The sequence below is a fragment of the Desulfobacter sp. UBA2225 genome, assembly GCF_002348205.1.
GTDB classification, from domain to species: Bacteria; Desulfobacterota; Desulfobacteria; order Desulfobacterales; family Desulfobacteraceae; genus Desulfobacter; species Desulfobacter postgatei.
The window spans coordinates 1-22,669 of the sequence record NZ_DDYV01000220.1 but is presented as its reverse complement, the minus strand read 5'-3'; the positions used below and the strand labels follow the sequence as shown (position 1 = coordinate 22,669).

The following is a 22,669-nucleotide window of genomic DNA, read 5'->3' as shown; positions in this document are numbered from 1 at the left end:
CCGATCACCACCACATCCGCACTGGTATGCTTGGTCATCATGCCCATGAGCACACTTTTTCCCACACCGGAGCCGGCCATGATGGCCACCCGCTGTCCCCGGCCTAGGGTTATCATGGAATTAATGGCCCCGATACCGACATCAAGGGGATCTTTGATCCTTTTTCGTTGCAGAGGTCCCAGGGGCTTTCCATACAGATAATAGGAACTTGAGCCTGAAATAGGGCCCTTATTGTCAATGGGATTTCCCATTCCGTCCAGTACGCGCCCGAGCATCTCATCGCCCACCGGCACCATGGGGGAAGAGCATACCGGCACAATGCGGCTTCCCATGCTGATTCCCCTGATATCACCAAAGGGCATGAGCAGCGCTTTTTCTTGCCGGAAACCCACCACTTCGGCCATCACGTCCAATCCATAGTCATTGATTATACGGCACACACCCCCCACGCCAAGGCCTAGGCTGTCCCCTTCGGCAATCAACCCGATCACCTGGGACACCCGGCCTTCGGGGGTTACGGTTCGAACCTTTTCCACAGCCCTGGCATAAACGGAAAAATCCACTTTTTTAAAAAAATCGCTCATCATACCCCCGCCTGGGCAATGGCCTCATAAACCGCCTTAAGTTTGGTTTCCGGATCCGTGGCAATCGTAGCTCCGGCACTTTGAATGCGACATCCCCCTTTGGGAATCATGGCGTCCGTATTCACCGTAATATGCGTCAAGGAGCGGACCGACTCAAAAAAGACCTCCTTGATCATTTCCACATATTCATAGTCTTCTTCGGCCACACTCAGGGCGATTTCCTCCGGGGAGGCAAGCTGGGACAACGCATCCAGGATTGTGTGCTTGATCACAGTATCGTCCGAGTCCAGTTTGGCCATCACCACTTTCCCGGCAATCTGGCAGACAAGTTCTACCAGCTGAATTTCGTATCGGGCCAGCATGTTTTCCAACATCTGGTCTGCGGTTTCCAATGCCTGCCGAAAAGGATCCAGGACCTGGGTCATTTCCTGGACAATCTCCTGTTTTCCGACATCTCGCCCCTCTTCCAGTCCCTTTTCAAAACCAGCGGCTTCGCCTTTGGTAAATCCGTCGGTCTCCCCCTGTTTAAATCCCTCTTTCCGGCCTTTTGCCAGCCCCTCTCCATAGCCTTTGGCATGACCATCTGCCAGCCCTTTTTCAAGTCCCTGGGCCATACCCTGTTCATAGCCTGCGGCAAAGCCCTGTTCTTCCGGCGTCGGTTCGTCTTCGGGCTCATCAACGTTCTGGGTTTCCTCTAAGGGGGCGCACATCTCCTTTTTTACATCGGTTTTATTCGTAACCACATCCGCACCCTGGATCAAAGGTTCGAACAATTCTTCCTTAAGCTTTTTGGTCACTCTATAGACAGCCTCAAACCCACCTTCTTCCCTTTGAATTTCCAAAGGATCAAACAATAGTTTAAACCGATTAAAATCAGGTTCGGTAGCCGGTTTTTTAAGAGAGACCTCGTCATCAAAATTGTCGAGGGCCCCCACATCAATGGGCTTGAAGCCATGATCCTGTGACAAAAAATTCCCATCGTTATGTTCTTCTTGATCAGACAAGGACATCATCCTTTCCTTTACCCAGGGTTATGGTGCCGTCCGCCTCAAGCTCCTTGGCCGCCCTGACAACGGCCTGCTGGGCTTCTTCCACCTCTGTCAGGCGAACAGGACCCATGGCATCCAGGTCATCCTTGAGCATTTCACCGGCTCGCTGGGACAGGTTGGCAAAGATCTTGGCCTTCATATCTTCGGTGGCGGTTTTCAATGCGTAGGTGAGTTGCTGGCCTTCCACCTTCTTGAGAATCTCTCTCATGGCAGTATCATCGACGTTGGTCAGATCATCAAATACAAACATGAGTTTGCGGATCTCATTGGCCATTTCAGCGTCATCTTCTTCAACATATTCCATAACGGCATCTTCGGTGGATTTGTCCACACCATTGATGATATCCACCAGGACTTCTATACCGCCTGCCTTACCGCCGGGGCCGACTGCGCCGCTGAGCTCATATTTTAATGCCTTGTCCACGTCCCTGACAACGTCTTCGGAAATCTGGCCCAAACGGGCAATTCTCATGGCAATGTCGCCTTTAAGTTCATCCTGCAGATTCATCATAATTTCCGAAGCAATTTCTGCAGGCATATGAGCCAGGATCATGGCTATGGTCTGGGGGTGTTCTCCTTGAATATATGCAGATAAAGTCCCCGTATTCACATTCCGGCTCCATATAAAAGGTCTGGCCTGTTTCTTTCTTTCCAGGTCTTCGAGAATGGCTTTAGCTTCCTTGTCCTTGAGTGTCGCGGTGACCACATTCTTGATAAAGGAGTCCCCTTCAACAATCATCTTGGGGTCGCCTTCATATTTCACATTGAAATCAGCACACACAATCTTGAGGATATCAGGTGTAATCTGGTCGACCTTGGACATTTCAAAGGCAACCTCCCCGATATCCTGTTCTTTCATTCTTGAAAACACCTGGGTTGTGTATTCTTCTCCCATGTACATGAGAAATATTGCCGCCTTTTGATAACCGTTCAGATTTTCAGGATCAATCGTTTTGGACATGGAATTACGTCTCCTCTTCTTCCGCTACTTCACTGAGCCATCCCTTGATTATATTCACGGTCTTGAACAGATCTTTTTCAGCATAATATCTGGCTTTGTCCTGGGCATTCATATTGGCTATATATGCGTTCCGTTCAGCTGCGGTCATTTTCTGGATGAACTCTTCCTTTTGTTCCTCGGTCATGGTTTCAAAGAAGTCACGCTGCTGATTCGCATTCATCTCAACAAAGGAAGGTTCCTTATCCTCTTTTTCAAGCAGGGCAAGTTCTTCCGGTGAGGGTAACGCTTCCTGTTCTACCGTAACTTTAATGTCGCGAACCGTTTTTATGATAGGCCGGATGATGAAAAGGAACAATACAAATACCAGCAGTAAATTGGCAACAAGACGCCCGTATTCCTTCTGGACCATGCGCCAGCCGGTCAGTTTTTCTTGGGTGCCCTGCATATCATCGATGGAGGCAAAGGGGAAGCACTCCATGGAAATCTGATCGTTGCGCTCCTCATTATACCCCATGGCCCTGCTGACAATACTTTGAAACTGCTGCATCTCCTCGGCAGACCTGGGCATATATACCCGTTTGGTGTCGCCGTTGTTCTCCGTCTGGAAGTCATACTTACCGTCAATCACGGCTGCAACCGAAAGCCTTGTAAGTTCGGCCATGGGTTTCTGGGTTTCCCTGACCCGGCGGCTGATTTCATAATTGACAGTATCATCACTCTTATTGATCCGCTCCCGGTTTTTATCGCCGGCCTGGTTTTCATCGGTGATGGGGTTGACAGACGAAGGGATACCGACTTCCTCGTCAAGCTGGAGTACCTTTTCAGCTTTGTTTTTCCGGCTGCGTATGAATTCTCCCCCCCGTTCCAACGGGTCATAAACTTCTTCATTCATGTTGTTTTTGGAAAAATCCATTTCCGATGTCACCCGGACAATGGCTTTATCCGTACCTACGATGCGCTCAAGCATGGTCTGGATTCTGCGTGTCAGGTTCTCTTCAAACCGAACTTTATACTGATACTGGGCATCTGCAAGGCTTTCTGCATCAATGCGGGCCTGTTCTTCTTCGGATTTTCCCTCAAACAAAATCCGGCCGGCAGTATCCACAATGGTGACCAGTTTGGGGGTCATATCTTGGACGGAAGAGGCTACCAGATGTGCAATGGCCGCCACTTCTTCTTTCTGAAGATCAGCGACCAGTTCCAGCAGAATGGATGCCGAAGGCTGTTTGGTCTCCTCCACAAAAACCGACTCCTTTGGCATCACGATCATTACCTTGGCATCCTTAACAGCATCAAATGCCGCAATGGTACGCGCCAGCTCCCCCTGAAGTGCCCGCTTCTTATTGATTTTCTGGACGAACTCGGTGGTGCCGAACTCGTTTTTATCAAAAATCTCGTATCCAACCCCGCTCCCTTTGGGAATCCCTTCCTTGGCCATGGTTAGCCGGACATCATACACCATCGCATCCGGCACCAGAATGGTGGTTCCTTCACCGGTCAGGCGGTAGGGCGTCTTGGAGGATTTTAATGTCTCCACCACAGCGGCGGCATCTTCCTGGCTCAAACCTGAATACGCGGTTTTATAGGGCATTTTATTGGCCCATACAAACATGGTGATAAACCCTGCCACCACCACCAGGACAAGTCCGCCCAGGAGGATCTTACGGATCATGCTCATCTCTTTGAACATGGTAATGATTTTTTCAATTACTGGATTCATTTAAGCGGCTCCTGCATACAAGGGATTATACCTGCATACGCATGATTTCGTTATAGGCATTCATGGCCTTGTTCCGGACCTGTGCCAATACTTTAAGGGAGGTGGAGGCTTTGCCTAACGTCATCATGCCTTCATGAATACCAAGCCTGCCTTCAATGACGGCTTCAACCGAATCATCTGCCACATGCTGATTATTATTAACTTCCTGGATGGCTGATTCCAGCCGTTCCATAAATTCGGGGCTTCGCTTGGCTGCCCGGTTCGCCACGGGTTCCCTGTACAAGGAGAGTTTGCCGGGGAGTTGTGTTTTTATTTCATCCATTGGTTCACTCCTTTACCTAAAATTATCTACCTATCTCAAGGGCTTTGCTGATCATATTTTTTGTGGTGGAAAGCGCCGTGACACTGGCCTCATAACTGCGACGGGCTACCATCATGTCTGAGATCTCGGTTAAATGATCCACGTTAGGCATCTTCACATAGCCTGTATCCGGATCTGCATCGGGGTGAGCCGGGTTGTACACCAGATGAAAATCTTCCTGGGATCTGACAATTTGATCAACTCTGACACCTGTGCCGTTATCCGGCTTTTTCTCATCCTCAAACTCAATGGCGGATAATTCAATCCCGCCGGACTGCTCCTTTCGAATTTTTTGCTGCACCACATTTTCAAAAGAGTCGATATCATCGCCTTTGAAGACCACCATTTTTCTACGATAGGGTCCGCCGTCTTCGCTTCTGGTGGTATCGACGTTGGCCAGGTTTTCAGCGATAACATTGAGCTTCATACGATGGGCCGCAAGAGCCGTTCCGCTGATTTTTGATGCATTCATTAAATCCATGGATTATTTTCCTCCCTCATCAATGGCATAGTTGAGTATGGTCATTTTACGCAGCAGCATCTCGGCCGTGGACCTGAATTTTATATTGTTCTCCATCAGATTCATCATTTCCGTATCAATGTTTACCGAATCCAGGTGGTAGATATCCACATCCTCGCTGTTCATGCCCTTAATCTGGCCGTTTGCCCCTTCAATATTGCCGGGCAGATGTTTTTCATTGGTTTTTTCCAGGTAATCCGGTTCGGGTTCTGCCATGGCCCGTTTGAGTGCAGTTTGAAAATCTATATCGCTGGGCGTATACCCGATGGTATCCATGTTGGCGATATTGCCTGCGATCAGGTTATGGCGCCGGGTTGAGATGTCCATGCTTTTTCCGATCATCTCGTAGGTGTTCCCGAAAATTCTTGAATCGGCCATTTTAACCTCCGTTTTTTTAATTGACGCTCCGGGTCAACCACAGGTGGCATTGTCCCTGATATCCGGGTTAGATATCCGGGCAAGGGCGCCGGAATACCAATACTGTAAACGAAAAAGCAACTTTCATGCCTGAAATGATAAACAAGAAGAATAATCAGAGAGGCTCTTTGTATTCGTTTAGCTTATTGCGAAGGGTCCTGACACTGATCCCCAAAATTTTTGCCGCATGGGTCCGGTTGCCCTCGGTTTGATCCAGTGTTCTGAAAATCATTTTTTGTTCCATCTCTTTAAGGGAGCCTGCGGAAAAGTCTTCATCAGTAAAGGCTTCTGCGTCTGTATCTTCAAAAAGAGCTGTTTCTGCGCCATTATCCATGAGCAGATCAGAAGGGGTGATCATATCGGTTTCTGCAAGAAGGACAGCACGGTGAATAACATTTTCAAGTTCCCGGACATTGCCGGGAAAGGAGTGGTTATGGAGTACGGAAAGCGCATGGTCCGTCAATCCTTTGACATATCTTGCGTCAATCCGGCAGTATTTTTTTATGAAAAAATCGCATAAGGGCAGAATATCCCGCTTGCGCTCGCGCAAGGGAGGGATAATCAGCGGAATGGTATTGAGGCGGTAATACAGATCTTCTCTGAACTCCTGATTCTCAACGGCCGCCTTGGCATCCCGGTTGGTGGTGGCGACCACCCGGATATTCACATCCACGGGCTGGATTCCTCCCACCCGGTCCACCACCTTTTCCTGGAGTACCCGTAGCAGTTTGGATTGAAGGTGGAACTGCATCTCCGTAATTTCGTCCAGAAACAGGGTCCCCTTATCAGCCAGTTCAAATTTACCGGCTTTCCTTGCCAATGCGCCGGTAAAAGCCCCTTTTTCATGACCGAACAATTCGCNNCGGTGCCGCTTTCCCCCTGGATGAGCACCGATGCCGACGAATCCGCCACCCGGGCGGCAAGTTTAAGCAGATTCTCCATTCTATGGTCTTTAGTAATGATTTGAACCGCTTTATGCTGAACGGTTTTTTCCTTTTCAGCAGGCAAGGGCGAAATGGCTGCGGCTAAAGATTTTTTAACGCTGAGTTCAAGCTGTCTTAGGTCAACCGGCTTGATCAGATAATCCATGGCACCGTGCTGTATCAGGCTGACGGCATAATCCACCACAGGATCCGGGGTCAGGATAATGGTTTTTGGCACACCTATATCTGAATCAGCCGCCTGTTTAAGGAAATCCAGAGCTGAGAATCCCGGCGTACCATCGTCGGCCACAACCACCGCAGGTTTTTGAGAGAGCAGGTAGGTGAGCGCATCCGAGCCTTCCGGCACGGCATCAACCAGAAAACCCATCCCCTCGAACAAGTCGGTATATGTCATTCGCTCTTTGGGGTTTTCAATTATGAGAAATAATCGCTGTCCAGGCACGTTGCCAAAGCATCCTTATGAATTTATCATTTTTTCCACCAGCCCCATAGTGCTCAGGCGTTGCCGGGCAAGCCGGGCCCAGACCGAGTCGTAAGACTGTGCTACCTGTTCAAAGGTTTTTTTCGCCTTGTCCAGCGCATTGCCTTTCTGGTAAGCGTCCCCCAGCAGAAAACCGATATTGGCCTTGGCCCCGTCTCCTTCGGAAAAATCAAGGGCTTTGGCAAAGGCATTGGCTGCCTGGCCATAGGCTTTCATTTCCAGGTAAGTTGAACCCAATGTTTTATAAGCAACTGCCAGTATCTCGTAATTTTCGCCGGGAGATGCGGCGAACGCCTTCACCGCACGGGCCTGAAGTTCGGATGCCGTCTTCAAGTCTGACTTTTTCTGGTAAACATCGGCGCGAAGCATGAGTATCCGTCCTTTATCCAGCGTATTCTCCTCCGCCTGATACGCAGAGACAAAAGCATCATCCGCCTTTGAAGCGCTTCCTTTTTCCAGATAAATCTGCCCGACCCTGGTCAGCGCCTCTACCCTGTTTTTATGCTTTGGAAATCTTTTTGCAAAGGCGTTTAATAGTTTTAAAGCATCCTCATCCCTGCCGGACTCATCCATGGCCTTGCCCAGTCCAAACAGCAATAAAGCCGGCCGCTCTTCCCTTTTATAAAGTTTATATGCAGAAATCAACTGATTAAACGCCTCTTCATACAGATTGGCCTGTAAATATGCACTGCCCACATAAAAGGGAATCAGTTGCCCCCCCATTTTTTTTATCTTCAAGCGTTCTTTTTCATACCGCATCAATACAGAGGTATATCCATCGGCTTTCAACTGTTCTTTGAACAAGGCCTCATAGGCTTTTTGCATCAATTTAACCGCCTCGTAGCGCAACCCCTTGGGATGTGTGGACAACAGGTCCTCGATTTCCTGGATGCACTTATCATACTCACCATTCTTCTGATAAATTTCAGCCAGGCGCATCATGGCGATCCGGGCATAGGTATTTTCAGGGAATCGAGTCTTGATCATTTCGTAAATATCAATCTTTTCAGCATCTGTTTTTAAATACCTGGCAAGCCCGATGGAGGCATTGATATATCCCGGGGAGTCCGGATATTTTTTTCGAACCAGTTCATACAACTTGATCGCCTTTTCTTCCTGATTCTCCATCCCGTAGGCATCTCCGGCCTTGCTTAAAGCCATATCAGGCGCTTTAATATCGGGAAAAAGATTTAACAGCCGGATATAATTCTCCCGAGCGCCTCTACTTAAGCCCAATTCAAAATTGGCATCCGCCGTGTATTTGAGCAGATCAGCAGATTCATACACCTTTTTTACATCATTTTTTATAACATAATTAAAAACACTCAACGCGTCATAATACCGAAGATTTTCAAACAGTGTCTTACCATAACCTATCCCTGCATCCGATATATATCCGTTGCTTATTTTTGACTCAAATACCTTTTTATACAGATTCAACGCTTTGTCGATATACCCTCTGTCATTATAAATTTCGGCCAGATGATACTCCACCTCAGGCATGCCGGAATAGTCTGGAAAGTCCTTGCTGATGATATCAAAATATCCTTCGGCGGTAGCGTTGTTGTGCAAACGGGTATGAATCAGGCCCATGGCGGCATAGGCAAAGGGAAGATAGCTTGATTTGGGGTAGGCGACCATGGCGTCCTGGAACATGCGTTCTGCATTTAAAAGCCCTGTATGGTCATCATTCTCAACACCCATAAAATTGACATAAGCCTTTAAATAGTAGACCTGCTCCATGCAAAGGGGATTTTCTTCAAACAAATACTGTTCCAGGATGGCACCGGCTTCTTTGTACAACTGTTTTTTAACCAGAAGCATCGCATTTTCGACCGCCTTGGTCTGGCAGCCCTGCAACGGATCCTCGCCCCGGTACATATCACTGATATCTCCTTTAAAACGACTGGCCTGACGCTCTGGGGGTATATAAAGCGGTGGCTCCTTGATTCTTTCATCCGCTTTAGCCGGGCGGGTATCCTTTTTTTTGACGCTATATTCCGTTGCCGGAGTTGACGCCTGTTTTTCCGGTTTGGAAACACCCTGGGTTAAGGGTTTCTGAATAGTCGCCGCCTGCGGAACAGGGAGGGCTTTGTGACCGGGCGCCACGGCTTTATTTAAAACCACGGTCAATCGGTTATTGGCAGTATCGAAAGAGGATTCAATCTTTTCTTTACCCGCGTACTTGCTTGTCAGCATCAAGGCGACCACGTTGCCTTCAAGGGTTTCCACATGGACGGATTCAAGTTTAGGATTGTCCTTTCCGGCGATGACAAGCCCTTTGCTAAGACGTGCATTCTTAATGGCCACAAGGATTTCCCGTTTTCCGATACGGACAACTTTTACAGGGGCTTTTCCGGTCATATTAACCGTCACGGAGAAGGGATTGTCCTTGACGTGGATTGATTTGACGACGGGGTAGCCGGCCATGGCGGTTCCTGCCGGCATGAACACGCAGAACAACGCAGCCCAGGCCGCTGATAAAACCTTCAGATATGTGAGGGTTGATTCGCGCATGACATATTTTTTCCAAAAGGGTTCATGGTTGGAGAACTAAAAAAGCAAGTAATATGCCATACCTATAATTATCCATCATATCAGATTAAACGGCCTTTAAAAAGCATGTCCGGCAAATGAATTTACAAAGAACAGACATGGGCTGACCTGGCATATCAACTGCCAGGAATAGCCCACAACAAAGTTTGAAAGATCTGAGTAACGTACCCAGACTTTCATATAAAAGGTTTAGAGCGGTGTGGGGATTTCCGGCGGCAGGTGTCAAAAAACCGGCATCTCATCTTCCGGTTCAATATCCATCTTTTTTATCTTCTCAACCAGGGTAGTCCGGTTCATTTTCAACATTTCGGCGGCTTTGGCCTTTACCCATCCGGTTTTATTCAAGGCGTGGGTAATTAAAGACTTTTGATATGATTCCACGGCCTCATTAAAACCGATGTTATTTTGGAACACGCCGGCCACACAGACCGGAGTAACATTTGCCCTGGCACCGGTCATACAGCCCGGCAGATCTCCTATGGTGACGGTATCTCCCTCCACAAGGACGGACAGCCGTTCCACCAGATTTTCCAGTTCCCGGATATTTCCAGGCCATTCATAGGTCGCAAGCACCTGTTTGACCGAATCGGGAAAGACCTTGGGCATGTATTCGGCATTGCGCCGTGCAAGACCGGACTGGAAATGAGCCACAAGGGGCATGATATCTTCAGGGCGTTCCCGCAGGGGAAGGATGTTGATGGGGATCACATTAAGTCGGTAATACAGGTCTTCCCTGAATTCGTTATCCTCAATGGCTGCGGTCAGGTTTTTGTTGGTGGCCGAAATTACCCTGATATCCACGGCAATGGTCTGGGATCCACCCACCCGCTCGAAACTTCTTTCCTGCAAGGCGCGCAACAGTTTGACCTGGAGATCAGGACTCATGTCACCGATTTCATCCAGAAAAATAGTGCCTTTATCGGCAATTTCAAAGCGACCGATTCTTGTCCGGTGGGCACCGGTAAATGCACCCCTCTCATGGCCGAACAATTCACTTTCAAGAAGCTCGCTGGGAATGGCCCCGCAATTGATTACCACCATGGGGCCGTTTTTTCTTGCTGAATTTTTATGAATGGCCCGGGCAATGAGTTCTTTGCCTGTACCGCTTTCTCCTGTGATAAGCACCGATGAATCAGAGCGCGCAACTTTACGCACCCGGTCGAGCACGGCCATCAGTCCTTTACTTACGCCGGCAATGCCGCTGCGGTTGAAGCCTGATACCTCTTTGGGCGGGGCGTCAACAGGTTGTGTTTTTTTTTCGGCTGTTGCTTGGGCCATGGGGACCTGACTTACTTAAGGATCTTTTTGAGTTTGTCGGAAATGGCCTCTGCTGTAAACGGCTTGACCACGTAATTGGACACCCCGGCTTGTACGGCTTCAATGACNNCATTTTGGGCATGTTCCAGTCAGAAATAATCAGATCAATCTTCTGGTTTTCAAGGAGATCCCAGGCCGTTGTTCCATCATCGGCCTCCACCAGATTTTTAAAACCAAGTTGTTTTAAAATATTCTTCAGAATACGGCGCATGGTCGCAAAATCGTCAACTATCAAAATCTTGATGGATGTGTCCATTGCCACATTCTCCTTCTTAATTGGATTGAAACCCATCTTCTATCTTTCAAAACATACCTCAATTGTAAATTTTCCACCATCGATTTGAAAAGGGATCGCGATTTTAGGGCCGTTCCCATAGTGTCTGATGGTATGTTTTTTCCCAGTGATCACTGATGGTATGGCCGCCTTGAACACCTTGCCCATTTCATCAAGTTCCCGCCGGGCCTGTCCGGAAATCATATTTGTCAATTCCCCGACGGCATCGGCGATATCTTCGTTGAGACCGTCTATTTTTTCTCCGAACATGTTGGAAACAACCGTTAAAATACATTGTTCCTCAAAGGTGACGGCAATGGTTCCCTGGGCGACGCCGGTCAGTCCTAGAACACCGGTCACATCACCCACGGCGATATTATCTTTTTTCAGATAGGGTTTTCCCGCCGAAACCGTAACAAAAGCCATTGTTTCAAGTACGTTAATGGTTGCATTGATGAATGGATTTATCAGTGTGACGTCCAAGTCCGACACCTCCAGGCGGTTTTAAATTTTACCCCATATACTGCGGGCACTAATCACTGCCTTCAATATTATATAAAACCAACGTTTTCAGATGGGTATATGTCTCTAAGTCCATGGACTCGAACTCTACACCGAATCCGGCATCCGTATGCCTGACGATTCGTCCCTGAATTTCCAGTTTGAGATCGTCTATCCCTCCGGACAGATAAATATTCACCCGGCACGGTGTATCCAAGGAAGGCTGCGTGTTTGTCTTAACAAACACCCCTCTTTGGCTCAAATCCTTTGAATTGGCCGCAAGCTTGACGTTTTGTCCGGACTCATCAAGCATATGAATTTCGATTTTGGTTGTAAAAATTACCCTGGAATGTTTTCGCCTGTCGTTTTTGTCTGAAATGCTCAATGCAATTTCACTCCACGCTGAAAGATCTAAAATGTTATACTACCTAATAATTTTCTAGGTCAGATTAGCATATTTCATTTTCAGGCTCAAGCCATTAAAAATCATCCGGCAGGTCCTGATCCGCTACCTGCAGAAAAACATCCACCACATCAGGATCAAACTGGGTGCCTGAATTTTTAATTATGATGTCAAGGACAACCGCCTTGTCCATTTTTTTTCGGTAGGCCCTGTCCGAGGCCATGGCATCATAACAGTCGGCAACGGACAAGATCCTTGCAAGCGTGGGAATCTGTTTTCCTTTAAGGCCGTCCGGATATCCGGTACCGTCAAAACGTTCGTGATGATGCCGGATAATTTGTGCTTCCCTGTCCCACAGGCCCAGTTTGCTTATAATATCAGCACCGATGGCAGGATGCTCTTTTATTTTTTCGTATTCATCTTCGGTAAGGCGTCCGGGTTTTAAGAGGATCTCATCTCTGATACCTATTTTACCGATATCATGGAGGCTGCCTGCCACATTGACCATGTCCAGTTCTTCTTCGGTACACCCCATTTCTTCGGCGATCAGGTGGGCCAGTCTGGCGACCCTGGTGGAGTGCTTGCGCGTATAAAGATCCCTGACCTCAAGAGCCGAGACAAATGCAAACAGGGTAGAAAACAGATTTTCATATATATTTTCATATAAAGCGATATGTTCGATACTCGAAGCGGCTTTCTGGCTGATAAAGCTTAAATAATAAATATCCTGTTCACCAAAAAAACGCGGCTCTTGGAAAATATAAGCCGAAACAACACCGAAAATTTTATCCCGGATTTTCAACGGTGCAACCATAAAGGAGTTTACCTGTCCTTTCATTGACGGGATACCTACGGCATCCGAAATAAGACAGGGCGTGTGATCGTTTCCCAACGACTCTATGATAAATGCTTTTTCCTGTTCAGGAATATCTATGGAATAGGCTGCCGGGTATTTTTTATTTTCCGCGCCGGCCTTATCCACGAGAATCAGGCTGCTGTCCTGTTCAGAATAAACATGAAAAAAGGCCAGATCTGCTTTGAGTTCTTCGACGCTCAACCGGACAACCTTGTTGAAAATTTCGTAACTGGAGTTCAGCGCGGCAAAATCCTCCATGACCCGGTTTAAAGTGTTGACCTCCTCCACTTTTTTGACCAGTTCGTTATTGAGCTGGTGCAGCCGCTCCCGACGTTCCACTTCTTCCTTGAGGATCAGATTTTCAACAAAAAGTTCGCGTTCACGCAGTACCCTGCGAAGGGTCAACTCCATCTGCTCCAGGTTCACCGGCTTGATCAGGTAATCCACAACGCCGTTTTTCAGGGTCTGGATGGTATTTTCAAGGGAAGGATACCCGGTCATCACCACAACAGGCAGAGTACTGTCAATATGGCGAATTTGTTCGGCAAGTTCGAGTCCGTCCATCACGGGCATATTGATATCGGTAAAAACGCAGTCTATCTTTTCCCGGTTGACAATATCCAGGGCCATTTCCCCGTTTCCTGCGGTGTATACCTGGTATCCCTTTCTTTCGAAAAAGCATTCGGTGACATCTATAATGCCTTCCTCATCATCCACCACCAGGATTTTAATACTGTCCTTGTTCATCCACCTCAACCTGTTGTTAATCGGAATTTACTTAAAATTTATATATATACGAAATATCGTATTTTATCAACCAAAATCAATTTATCCAAGATTCAGACGATACCCTCGCGAAGAGAACTTAATTTGTTATTTTTATTTTTAAATAGAATAATATTCTTGACTTTATAATAAATAGCAAATATTTTTCATAAACATAAAGCTTGTATGATAAATTTAACATAAATTGAATATTGTTGTCATGGATAAAACTGATCTGGAAATTCTTAAAATCTTGCAGAAAAAAGCCAGGATTCCCAATGTTGAAGTTTCCAGAGCCATCGGCATGGCCCCTTCCGCAGTGCTTGAGCGTATTAAAAAACTGGAGGCAAAAAAGATCATCCAGGGTTATGAGGTGCGCCTGAACCCGGATATGTTCGGCTGTGCCATGACCGCCTTTGTCAGTATCCAGGTGACCCGTGCGTCGAAGATCCGGGAAACCGGCGAACTGTTGGCAGCCATTGAACAGGTCCAGGAAGTCCATTATCTGGCAGGCGGCGACATCCTGATGATTAAAGTAAAGGCGTCCGGCAACATGGAGCTGGAAGAGCTGATACAAACCCGGATCGCCGATGTGAGCAGCGTAAGGGCAACGAAAACATTTATTGCGCTTTCTACTTTCAAGGAAAGTGCCAAGATCAAATTGCCGGATGACGTTTAATTTATTTATAAAGGAATTACTACCATGCCCATGTCACCTGAATTTAAAGAGAGACTGTCAACGGTGGTCCAGGATGCCGTATCAGCCTTTGGCACCCCGTTTCATATCTATGATGAAACCGGGATCGTTCAAACCTGCCAGGCCCTGAATGAAGCATTTGCCCCTATTGACGGATTCAAGGAGTATTTTGCCGTAAAAGGTCTGCCAAATCCCACGGTGATGGCACTTCTCAAAACCCAGGGGTTTGGGTTTGACTGCTCTTCTGTGCCGGAAATTGAGCTGGCCCGTAGAGTGGGAAGCAATGCCGAAGATATCATGTTCACCTCCAACAACACCACCCGCAGACAGCTGAAAGCCGCCATGGATCAGGGGGGCAGCATCATAAACCTGGACGACATCACCCTGATTGCCAAACTGCCGGCCATACCTGATCTGCTCTGTTTCAGATACAACCCCGGTGCGACACGCCAGGGAAACGCCATTATCGGAAAACCGGAGGAAGCCAAATACGGCCTGACCCGGGAGCAAATCTTTTCAGCCTATGGGAAGGCCCTGGAACTTGGGGTCAAACGATTTGGCCTGCATACCATGATAGCGTCCAATGAACGTAATTACCGATACATGATTGACACGGCCGAGATGCTGCTGGAGCTGGCTGAAGAGGTAAGCCGAGCCCTTGATATCCGGTTTGAGTTCATAAATATCGGCGGTGGATTGGGCATTCCCTACGAGCCGGATCACAAAGCATTCAATCTTGAAGGCATGGCCGCCGGAATTATCGGTGCTTTTGAAACGTTTAAAGCAAAAAACGGCTGGATACCCAAGCTGTATATGGAAAGTGCCCGGTATATCACCGGTCCCCACGGCGTTCTTGTCACCTCGGTGATCAACCATAAAAACACCTACCGCAACTATGTGGGCGTGGATGCATCCATGTCGGCATTGATGCGCCCCGGGATGTATGGTGCATACCATCATATCCATATCCATGGCAAACCGGAATCCGCCCCCTTGAAAACAGTGGATGTCGTCGGTGCGCTGTGTGAGAATAACGACAAGTTCTCCATCCAAAGGCAGTTGCCTGAAACCCGGGAAGGCGACATCCTGATTATCCATGACACCGGGGCCCACGGACATGCCATGGGCTTTAACTACAACGGCCAGCTTCGTCCCAAGGAACTTTTGCTTAAAACCGACGGCAGCATTGAACTGATCCGCCGGGCAGAGACCATGGATGACTATTTCGCCACATTAAACTTTGAGCCCCAAACCATCACACCGGGGCGTCCGTGACTGATATTGCCCGAAACCGGAAACAAAACATAAAGGGCGTTACAACGGTCTTTACAAAAAGCTTGCCGGGGCGGGAGGTTGCGCTCCGGCCCTTTGCACAAATTAAGGAAAATGATCAAAATAAAAACAATTGATTATCAATCAGATTTATGGTTTGCTCTAACTTGTACATGGGCCCAAAGATTTCGACTCTGGCATTGACCCGGCAGGAGAAATAGTATGGATTTAAAACAGATTTGTCCTGATAAGTTACTCACGGCTGCAGAAAGTGTAAAAAAAATTCGCAATGGTTCACGGGTATTCATCGGTACAGGGTGCGGAGAACCCCAGCACCTGATCCGGACCATGGTCGAAGACCAGTCCCTTCAGGACATTGTTGTTTATCAGATGCTGTCAACCACCCTGGCGCAATATCTCAATGATGATAATTTTTCGTCCCGGTTTTCCATTAAACTATTTTTTATTTCCGTTCTTATGCGTAAATTTGTATTTGAAGGAAAAATTGATTATATCCCGGCATACCTTTCCCAGATCCCAAAAGTTTTCAGGAACAATGAAATCGGCCTGGATGTTGCGCTAGTCCAGGTCAGCCCGCCAGACGCGCATGGTTACTGCTCTTTAGGCATTTCCGTGGACATCACTCTTTCCGGAATGAAAAGTGCGCAGATTACCATCGCACAGGTCAATCCCCAAATGCCCAGAACTTGGGGAGATTCGTTGGTGCACATCGACGATATCGATTATTTGGTTGAATACGAAGAAGAACTTCTGGAATCCCTGCCTAAGACCAAAAATAAAACCGTGGTCGAGCGCATCGGCCATTATGTCAGCCAGTTGGTGGATGACGGTGCCACACTGCAGATCGGTTTCGGGCATCTTCCCCATGCCATCATGCCCTATCTGGCCGGAAAAAAGGACCTTGGTATCCATACCCAGGTCATCACGGACGCCCTGCTGCCTTTATTTAAACAGAAGGTTATCACCAACCGCAAAAAAAATTTTCTCCCTGAACGGGCTGTCGCATCCCTTTGCATGGGGTCAAAGGAACTATATAACTACATAGCAGACAACCCCATGTTCTATTTCAGGTCTTCTGAATTTGTGAATGATCCCAATGTTATTGCCAGAAATGACAATCTGATCTCCATCAGTTCCGCCCTGGAGGTGGATCTGACAGGTCAGGTATGCACGGACTCAAAAGGGTATCTGTTTTATTCGGGCATCGGTGATCAGGTGGATTTCATCAGGGGGTCTGCCATGTCCAAAGGCGGGTTTTCCATTGTCATCATTCCGTCCACGGCCCAGAACGGGCAGGTATCCCGCATTGTTACCCATTTAAGCGAAGGTGCCGGGGTGGCCACCACCCGGGGTGACATTGACCTTGTGGTTACTGAATACGGTATTGCGGAAATCCGGCGGAAAAGCATTTTCCAGCGGGTTATGGAGCTGGCCCAGATTGCTCATCCCAAATTCCGCAAGCAGCTCATTGAACAGGCCAAGCAGAACCATTATATTTTCAGTGACCAATTGCCGCCCACAAACCAGGATCTGCTGTTTCTCAATGCATATAGATACAACATGCTCTTGTCCGGTGGAAAACAGTTGCAAGTGAGGCCGCTTCAGCCCTCGGATGAGTTTGAATCCAGAAATTTCTACTATTCCCTCCAGGAGGATTCCATCTATTTCCGGTTTTTTAACAGGCGTAAAGTTTTCTCCAGGCGTATGCTACAGCAGATGTGGGCCCAGGTGGATTACAGCCGGAATATGACCCTGATTGCCCTGATGCAGCAGGGTAAACGCAAACAGATTGTGGCGGTGGCGTCTTACGCAGAAGTGGACGCCAAGAGTGCGGAAGTGGCATTTCTGGTGCAGGAGGAGCTGCATGGCCGGGGCATTGCCACCTTTATGCTGAGCTGCCTTGAAAAAATCGCTCGGCAGAACAATTACTCCTGTTTCACAGCCCTTGTCCTGGCTGAGAACCGGAAAATGATTAATGTGTTCAAAAACACCTACCCCCATGCAGAATTTATACGGGGGGAAAGTGGAGAAATTGAAGTGACCATGCCCTTCATCATTGGAAAGCATAATACGCCCCACGACCAGTCCCCGGAATAAAAATTTATTTATTTTTGAGCTTAATTCAGGGTAATCCCAGTAGAAAATATCCCATGACAGATAATCGACCCGTTTTGATACTGGCCCCTTTGCAGGGCTTTACCGATGTGGTGTTCAGACAGGCTTATGTTCGGCATTTTACCGGCATTGACCAGGCTATGGCCCCGTTTATCTCCACTATGAGCAGCAGGCGGCTGAAGCCGTTCAGATTGAAAGACGTGGATCCGGCTTTGAATACCGCCCTTCCCGTTATCCCACAAATTCTGGGAAATAATCCGGATGATTTTATCTATCTTGGGGATTATCTTTTCGACATGGGCTATACTCAAGTCAATTGGAACCTCGGGTGCCCCCATTCAAAAATTGCAGTAAAACTGCGTGGCTCGGGCCTTTTATCCCATCCGGATAAAATAGACGCCTTCCTTTCCAGGGTAATTCCGGCCATGAAGCCTACACTAAGCGTTAAAATTCGTCTGGGCCGTAAAAGCAAGGAGGAGATTTTGGACCTGATTGCAATGTTCAATACTCACAAGCTTGACGAAATTATCCTGCATCCCAGAACCGGGGAGCAAATGTATACAGGCACCGCTGATGTTGACGCCTTTGCAGGGGCCATGAAAGCCTGTATCCATCCCATGGTCTATAACGGGGATATTGTGGACACGGCATCATGGGAAAAAATTCGGCAGCGTTTTCCGCAAATCAGCAGTTTCATGATCGGCAGAGGCATTCTCTCCAATCCCTTTTTACCCGAGCAGATCAAGGGGGGAATATTCGATTCCCAAAATCCCGACGCCCGAGATCAAGACAGGCAAACGCGTGAACGATTGAAAACCTTTCACGCGGACCTTTTTAATAGTTACAAACAGGTCTTTTCAGGCCCGGCGCACCTTATCGGGCGCATGAAGGGATTATGGAGCTATCTGGGGCCCTCCTTTGAAAACAGCAAAAAACCGTTGAAAAAACTGCTCAAGTCAACTTCGGAGCAGGCTTATTTGGATCGGGTCGGTGAATTTTGGGACATGGATTTAAAATTCTGCCCGGACAGGATAGAAGGAATCTTGAAAAGGAATGAGTGACAGAAGATACAGCATGTCATTTACAACAGGTGGCCTCTTTCACCGAGAATCGGTGAACCTGACTGCCTTGTATCTTGATCTCGGTGACTGGGACTCTGTCCGAAATAAGGTGATCGAAAAAAATTTGCTGCAGGCAAGGACACAAAATACCCTTAAACGGGTTTGCAGCGAGGTGGTTTCCCGGCTTAAGCTGCTGGGTTTGGGCGAACTTGAATTCCTTAATCAAGGAAGCCATCAAGAGCAAGTCCATCTCCTGTGGCTTGCCGTTTGTCGTCGGTATAGATTCATCGCTGATTTTGCCGTTGAGGTTCTTCGGGAACGCTTTCTCTCACTCAAACCCGATATAACCCATGAGGACTTTGACACCTTCTTTAATCGAAAATCAGAATGGCATTTGGAACTCGAGCAGATCTCCCCGGCAACACGAAGCAAATTGAGGCAGGTCCTGTTCAGGATGCTTCGCGAAGCAGATCTTTTGACAGCCGGCAATATGATACATGCTGCCATGCCAAGTCCGGGACTTTTAGAGTTGATCTATCAAGGCGCCCGCAACGACGTCTTATACTTTCCAATAGTTGAATTTGATACCAAGGAGCTGACTTAAGAAGTGGCAGCAGATATGAGTAAAATGTCAATGCAGGACAAATTTCAACACCTTTATGCTGTTATTTCAGGGCAGCGCTTTCTGAAAAAGCAAGGCCTTGGAAATGAAGTTCCGTTTTTCATCTGTCCTTTCAAGCCGGAAGAATCTGTTGACATGGAACGTCTTTGTCATCAACTGGTTAATCGTCTTGAGCAGACCGGTGTTCGAATCTTGCAGATCAACCTTTATGATCTGTCCATAGAAATACTGAAAGAACGGGACATCTGGAATCAAGTTCTTGAAATTGAGGCATCTGTCTCCAAAGGCCAGCTCAAAGAGTTGCTGCAAGGCGTACTTGATCCGGAAACACATCTTGTTCCGGCCATAGCAGACACGTTGGCAGACGCGGATTTCGATGTTCTTTTTCTTGCCGGGGTCGGGGAGGTGTTTCCCTACATCCGTTCACACAATGTTTTGAATAATTTACAGAGTACCGCCAAAGAAAAGCCAACGGTCATGTTTTTTCCAGGGAACTACACCCATACACTTGAGACCGGTGCTTCTCTTGATCTTTTCGGAAAGCTTCATGACGACAAGTACTACAGGGCATTCAACATTTTTCACTGCGAAGCTTAAATATAAGGAACCAGATGACACTTAAGAACGTTTTTCATAAACCGGTTGACCGGCCGATCGAAGGGGTCATTAAAGCGGATGACGAGGCAAGTCTTCGCCTGGAAATCGAAGAGTATGTCCTGACGAACGAAGTTGAAAAACGGCTGGAATCATTTCTGGACGCATATAACAACTACCAGGGCGCCAACGGCGTCTGGGTTTCCGGTTTTTTCGGGTCCGGTAAATCCCATCTTTTAAAAATGCTGGCACTTGTGCTTGAAAACAGGCAGATAGACGGGGCTTCAACTTTCGATCTATTTCTGCCTAAGTGTGAAGACAACGAGATCCTGCGCGGGGATCTTAAACGCGCCGTCGGCATCCCTTCAAAAAGCATTTTATTCAATATTGACCAGAAAGCGGATGTTATCAGCAAAACACAAATCGACGCACTCCTTGCCGTATTTGTAAAAGTTTTTGATGAGATGTGCGGTTATTACGGCAAACAGGGCCATATTGCCCAGTTCGAGCGGGATCTTGACAGCCGTGGTCTCTATGGGCAGTTTAAATCCGCCTATGAGTCCATTGCCGGCAGAGCATGGGAAAACGGCAGGGAGCAGGCCCTGCTGGAGTCTAAAAATATTGCAAAAGCCTATGCCCGGGTAACCGGTGAAGATGAGACACAGGCCATCGGAATACTGGACAAATACCGCAGCCAATACTGCGTTTCCATTGAAGACTTTGCCGAGCAGGTTTTTGCATATATAGAACGGCAATCCCAGCAGGAAAATCAAAAGGGATTCCGGCTGAACTTTTTTGTCGATGAGGTCGGGCAGTATGTTGCGGATAACGTTAAACTCATGACCAACCTCCAGACCATTGCCGAGAGTCTGGCCACCAAATGCCGGGGCCGGGCCTGGATCATCGTGACGGCCCAGGAAGATATGGGAAAGGTGGTGGGGGAGATGGGCAAACAGGAGGGCAATGATTTTTCAAAAATCCAGGCCCGGTTTGCCAATCGTATGAAGCTGACCAGTGCCGACGTGGCCGAGGTTATCCAGAAGCGCCTGCTCTCGAAAACAGACCAGGGCGCGCAATCACTCTCAGACATATACCATGAGCAGTCCAACAACTTTAAGACCCTGTTTGATTTTGCCGACGGTTCCCAAACCTTTCGAAACTTCAAAGACCGGGATCACTTCATCCGCAGCTACCCGTTTATTCCCTACCAGTTCGCACTATTTCAGACAGCCATTCAGAATTTGTCCCAGCATAACGCCTTTGAAGGCAAGCACAGCTCGGTAGGCGAACGCTCCATGCTGGGCGTATTTCAGCAGGTGGCAATACAGATCGGGGATCATGAAATAGGGCAGCTGGCGACTTTTGACCTGATGTTCGAAGGCATTCGTACTGTCCTGAAATCCAACATTCAGCGGGCGATCATTCAGGCGGAAAACCATCTGGAGGCGCCCTTTGCCATACGGTTGCTGAAAACACTCTTCCTGGTCAAATACGTCAAAGAGTTTAAATCCACAGTTCGAAACCTGTGCGTTCTGATGCTGGACGGTTTTGATCTGGACCTGCCTGCATTGAGAAAGCGCGTAGAAGAAGCGTTAAATCTTCTGGAACAGCAGACCTATATCCAGCGCAACGGGGAGATCTATGAATACCTCACCGATGAGGAAAAGGACGTCGAGCAGGAAATCAAGAACATAGAGGTAGACTCGCCGGAAGTTGCCGAAGAGCTACAAAAAATCCTTTTTGACCACGTCATTAAACATAGAAAAATTCGATATGATGAAAAGGGTCAGGACTACCCGTTTTCCAGAAAGCTTGATGACCGGCTCCATGGCAGGGAGTACGAGCTGGCCATCCATGTCATCAGTCCGTTTAACGAGAACATTGATGATCAAAAGACCTTGAAAATGCAGGGCTGGGGCCGGGACGAGCTGCTGGTTCTCATGCCTGCAGATGAACGCCTGGTCCGGGACATCCTGATGTATAAGCGAACTGAAAAGTACATCCGCCAGAATATTTCGATGACACAGCAGGAGGCGGTGAGGCGCATCCTTACAGACAAGGGATTCCAGAACAGAGAACGGTATGCCCAGGTACAGCAGCAGGTCCAAAATCTGATGAGCCGGGCAAAATTGTTCGTGGCAGGTGCGGAAATTGAAATCGGTTCCGAAGATGCCCAAACAAGAGTGGTACGCGGATTTCACGAACTCATCTGTCGTGCCTATCCAAACCTTCGCATGCTGCGCGGCATCAGCTACAGTGAAAACGATATTCTAAAATGCCTTAAAGGGTCACAGGAGGGGTTGTTCGGCAATGACGCCACATCCCTTGCCGAATCAGAGCAGGAACTTCTGGCGTTCATCCAGAGCAATAACCGCAGTGGCGTGCGAACGACCCTGAAGACCCTGCTGGAAAAATTTGAGCGCAAACCCTACGGCTGGAACTATGCCGCAGTGCTTTGCACCCTGGCCAACCTCTGTGCCCGGGGCAAGTTGGAGGTGCGTGCCGATGGCAATCTGCTGGAGGCGGATGCCCTGGAAAAGGCGCTGCGCAACACCCATGGCCACGGCAATGTGGTGCT

At 48.0% G+C, this 22,669-nt stretch carries 19 protein-coding genes and 3 pseudogenes; 7 read left to right on the top strand and 15 right to left on the bottom strand.

Features of this window, described 5'->3' with window-relative positions:
- From fliI to B3D59_RS11100, 15 genes and pseudogenes are all read right to left on the bottom strand, one after another.
- Window positions 1–587: pseudogene (gene fliI / locus B3D59_RS11170) on the bottom strand (flagellum-specific ATP synthase FliI); the annotation flags it as partial.
- Window positions 584–1,594, bottom strand: coding sequence for a FliH/SctL family protein (locus B3D59_RS11165; RefSeq protein WP_286819814.1), 1,011 nt, complete (start codon window positions 1,592–1,594; stop codon window positions 584–586). The pseudogene fliI and the gene B3D59_RS11165, both read right to left, overlap by 4 nt.
- On the bottom strand, window positions 1,581–2,594 hold the full coding sequence (fliG, locus tag B3D59_RS11160; RefSeq protein ID WP_286819812.1) for a flagellar motor switch protein FliG: 1,014 nt from the start codon (window positions 2,592–2,594) through the stop codon (window positions 1,581–1,583). The genes B3D59_RS11165 and fliG overlap by 14 nt, the downstream gene beginning before the upstream one ends.
- Window positions 2,595–2,598: 4 nt before the next feature.
- A complete protein-coding gene (fliF, locus tag B3D59_RS11155; protein ID WP_286819811.1) occupies window positions 2,599–4,314 on the bottom strand; it encodes a flagellar basal-body MS-ring/collar protein FliF in 1,716 nt (571 codons plus the stop codon).
- 25 nt (window positions 4,315–4,339) lie between these two features.
- Window positions 4,340–4,636, bottom strand: a complete 297-nt coding sequence (fliE, locus tag B3D59_RS11150; RefSeq protein ID WP_286819810.1) for a flagellar hook-basal body complex protein FliE — start codon at window positions 4,634–4,636, stop codon at window positions 4,340–4,342.
- Window positions 4,637–4,658: 22 nt separating this feature from the next.
- Complete coding sequence (gene flgC, locus B3D59_RS11145) at window positions 4,659–5,156, bottom strand: flagellar basal body rod protein FlgC (RefSeq protein WP_286819808.1); 498 nt, start codon at window positions 5,154–5,156, stop codon at window positions 4,659–4,661.
- Between the two features lie 3 nt (window positions 5,157–5,159).
- On the bottom strand, window positions 5,160–5,573 hold the full coding sequence (gene flgB / locus B3D59_RS11140) for a flagellar basal body rod protein FlgB (RefSeq protein ID WP_286819806.1): 414 nt from the start codon (window positions 5,571–5,573) through the stop codon (window positions 5,160–5,162).
- 154 nt (window positions 5,574–5,727) lie between these two features.
- Window positions 5,728–6,432: a sigma 54-interacting transcriptional regulator gene (locus tag B3D59_RS11135; RefSeq protein WP_286819805.1), complete on the bottom strand. Its 705-nt coding sequence runs from the start codon at window positions 6,430–6,432 to the stop codon at window positions 5,728–5,730.
- A gap of 281 nt (window positions 6,433–6,713) precedes the next feature.
- Window positions 6,714–6,923 (bottom strand): annotated as a pseudogene (locus tag B3D59_RS11130) (sigma-54-dependent Fis family transcriptional regulator); the annotation flags it as partial.
- A 90-nt stretch (window positions 6,924–7,013) separates the two neighbouring features.
- Window positions 7,014–9,554: a tetratricopeptide repeat protein gene (locus tag B3D59_RS11125; RefSeq protein WP_286819804.1), complete on the bottom strand. Its 2,541-nt coding sequence runs from the start codon at window positions 9,552–9,554 to the stop codon at window positions 7,014–7,016.
- A gap of 261 nt (window positions 9,555–9,815) precedes the next feature.
- Window positions 9,816–10,871: a sigma-54 interaction domain-containing protein gene (locus B3D59_RS11120; protein ID WP_286819803.1), complete on the bottom strand. Its 1,056-nt coding sequence runs from the start codon at window positions 10,869–10,871 to the stop codon at window positions 9,816–9,818.
- Between the two features lie 11 nt (window positions 10,872–10,882).
- A pseudogene (locus B3D59_RS11115) lies at window positions 10,883–11,166 on the bottom strand (response regulator).
- Window positions 11,167–11,205: 39 nt separating this feature from the next.
- Complete coding sequence (locus B3D59_RS11110) at window positions 11,206–11,676, bottom strand: chemotaxis protein CheX (protein ID WP_286819801.1); 471 nt, start codon at window positions 11,674–11,676, stop codon at window positions 11,206–11,208.
- 40 nt (window positions 11,677–11,716) lie between these two features.
- Entirely contained in the window at window positions 11,717–12,070 is a 354-nt protein-coding gene (locus B3D59_RS11105) for a PilZ domain-containing protein (RefSeq protein ID WP_286819800.1), read from the bottom strand.
- Between the two features lie 94 nt (window positions 12,071–12,164).
- Window positions 12,165–13,691: an HD domain-containing phosphohydrolase gene (locus B3D59_RS11100; protein WP_286819798.1), complete on the bottom strand. Its 1,527-nt coding sequence runs from the start codon at window positions 13,689–13,691 to the stop codon at window positions 12,165–12,167.
- Window positions 13,692–13,929: 238 nt separating this feature from the next.
- Between B3D59_RS11100 and B3D59_RS11095 the strand changes: the two genes are divergently transcribed.
- The 7 genes from B3D59_RS11095 to brxC form a co-directional block, all read left to right on the top strand.
- Window positions 13,930–14,388, top strand: a complete 459-nt coding sequence (locus B3D59_RS11095; protein WP_286819796.1) for an Lrp/AsnC family transcriptional regulator — start codon at window positions 13,930–13,932, stop codon at window positions 14,386–14,388.
- 24 nt (window positions 14,389–14,412) lie between these two features.
- Entirely contained in the window at window positions 14,413–15,681 is a 1,269-nt protein-coding gene (locus tag B3D59_RS11090; RefSeq protein ID WP_286819795.1) for a diaminopimelate decarboxylase family protein, read from the top strand.
- Window positions 15,682–15,900: 219 nt separating this feature from the next.
- Entirely contained in the window at window positions 15,901–17,796 is a 1,896-nt protein-coding gene (locus tag B3D59_RS11085; RefSeq protein WP_286819793.1) for a GNAT family N-acetyltransferase, read from the top strand.
- 53 nt (window positions 17,797–17,849) lie between these two features.
- Window positions 17,850–18,875, top strand: a complete 1,026-nt coding sequence (locus B3D59_RS11080; protein ID WP_286819792.1) for a tRNA dihydrouridine synthase — start codon at window positions 17,850–17,852, stop codon at window positions 18,873–18,875.
- 13 nt (window positions 18,876–18,888) lie between these two features.
- Window positions 18,889–19,479, top strand: coding sequence for a DUF1819 family protein (locus B3D59_RS11075; RefSeq protein WP_286819791.1), 591 nt, complete (start codon window positions 18,889–18,891; stop codon window positions 19,477–19,479).
- Between the two features lie 24 nt (window positions 19,480–19,503).
- Window positions 19,504–20,094 carry a DUF1788 domain-containing protein gene (locus tag B3D59_RS11070; protein ID WP_349676888.1) on the top strand — a complete coding sequence of 197 codons (591 nt, stop codon included), beginning with the start codon at window positions 19,504–19,506 and terminating at the stop codon, window positions 20,092–20,094.
- Window positions 20,095–20,108: 14 nt separating this feature from the next.
- Window positions 20,109–22,669, top strand: a 2,561-nt coding sequence (gene brxC / locus B3D59_RS11065) for a BREX system P-loop protein BrxC (RefSeq protein WP_286819787.1), incomplete at its 3' end; no start/stop codon positions are given.

Excerpts from the sequence above, each read along its gene's own strand:
- fliE (WP_286819810.1), bottom strand. The coding sequence starts at position 4,636 with ATGGATGAAATAAAAACACAACTCCCCGGCAAACTCTCCTTGTACAGG.
- B3D59_RS11075 (WP_286819791.1), top strand. The coding sequence starts at position 18,889 with ATGTCATTTACAACAGGTGGCCTCTTTCACCGAGAATCGGTGAACCTG.
- B3D59_RS11095 (WP_286819796.1), top strand. The coding sequence starts at position 13,930 with ATGGATAAAACTGATCTGGAAATTCTTAAAATCTTGCAGAAAAAAGCC.
- B3D59_RS11080 (WP_286819792.1), top strand. The coding sequence starts at position 17,850 with ATGACAGATAATCGACCCGTTTTGATACTGGCCCCTTTGCAGGGCTTT.
- flgB (WP_286819806.1), bottom strand. The coding sequence starts at position 5,573 with ATGGCCGATTCAAGAATTTTCGGGAACACCTACGAGATGATCGGAAAA.
- flgC (WP_286819808.1), bottom strand. The coding sequence starts at position 5,156 with ATGGATTTAATGAATGCATCAAAAATCAGCGGAACGGCTCTTGCGGCC.
- fliF (WP_286819811.1), bottom strand. The coding sequence starts at position 4,314 with ATGAATCCAGTAATTGAAAAAATCATTACCATGTTCAAAGAGATGAGC.
- B3D59_RS11085 (WP_286819793.1), top strand. The coding sequence starts at position 15,901 with ATGGATTTAAAACAGATTTGTCCTGATAAGTTACTCACGGCTGCAGAA.
- B3D59_RS11165 (WP_286819814.1), bottom strand. The coding sequence starts at position 1,594 with ATGTCCTTGTCTGATCAAGAAGAACATAACGATGGGAATTTTTTGTCA.
- B3D59_RS11070 (WP_349676888.1), top strand. The coding sequence starts at position 19,504 with ATGTCAATGCAGGACAAATTTCAACACCTTTATGCTGTTATTTCAGGG.
- B3D59_RS11120 (WP_286819803.1), bottom strand. The coding sequence starts at position 10,871 with ATGGCCCAAGCAACAGCCGAAAAAAAAACACAACCTGTTGACGCCCCG.
- fliG (WP_286819812.1), bottom strand. The coding sequence starts at position 2,594 with ATGTCCAAAACGATTGATCCTGAAAATCTGAACGGTTATCAAAAGGCG.
- B3D59_RS11100 (WP_286819798.1), bottom strand. The coding sequence starts at position 13,691 with ATGAACAAGGACAGTATTAAAATCCTGGTGGTGGATGATGAGGAAGGC.
- B3D59_RS11090 (WP_286819795.1), top strand. The coding sequence starts at position 14,413 with ATGCCCATGTCACCTGAATTTAAAGAGAGACTGTCAACGGTGGTCCAG.
- B3D59_RS11125 (WP_286819804.1), bottom strand. The coding sequence starts at position 9,554 with ATGCGCGAATCAACCCTCACATATCTGAAGGTTTTATCAGCGGCCTGG.